The sequence below is a fragment of the Exiguobacterium sp. SH0S7 genome (assembly GCF_004337195.1).
GTDB lineage: Bacteria > Bacillota > Bacilli > Exiguobacteriales > Exiguobacteriaceae > Exiguobacterium > Exiguobacterium aurantiacum_A.
In genome coordinates this window covers 1-391 of sequence record NZ_SJVA01000046.1, presented here as the reverse complement: position 1 = coordinate 391, position 391 = coordinate 1, and the positions used below count along the sequence as shown (strand labels likewise).

1 protein-coding gene is annotated in these 391 nt (G+C 44.5%); it reads right to left on the bottom strand.

Annotated features, from left to right (window positions below; translation table 11 throughout):
• The coding region (locus EVJ22_RS15335; protein WP_131444283.1) for a helix-turn-helix domain-containing protein at positions 1-391 on the bottom strand (391 nt) is incomplete at both ends.

Sequence of the window (391 nt, the reverse complement as noted above, 5' to 3'; positions counted from 1 at the left end):
CCAGTGTTTTAGTGACAAACGCTGCATGGTTTTTCGTAGTGTTGTATCCCTTCCAGACTTCATGTGGATCGAGGGCATACGCACAAACCTTACCAGCAACGGGGATTCTAACTAATGCATTTTTTGATTCTAAGTAATTGAGCCACCGAATAATTGTACTTCTGCTAACTCCAAGTTTTTCAGCTAGGAATTGCTGATCCGCAACGACAGCGCCACACGTAGGATCGATATGCTCCGCTAAAAATGAGTACAGCTTCAGTGCTGATATGCCTTGGCTATCCTTCAGCAGCTCTCGAACACGTTCCCAACCTTTTGGGGATACCTGTGTAAACCTTGAATTCTTCTTTGCTTCTTCGAGATCCTCGGTGTTTTTCTTTGCCTCATCTGAAAG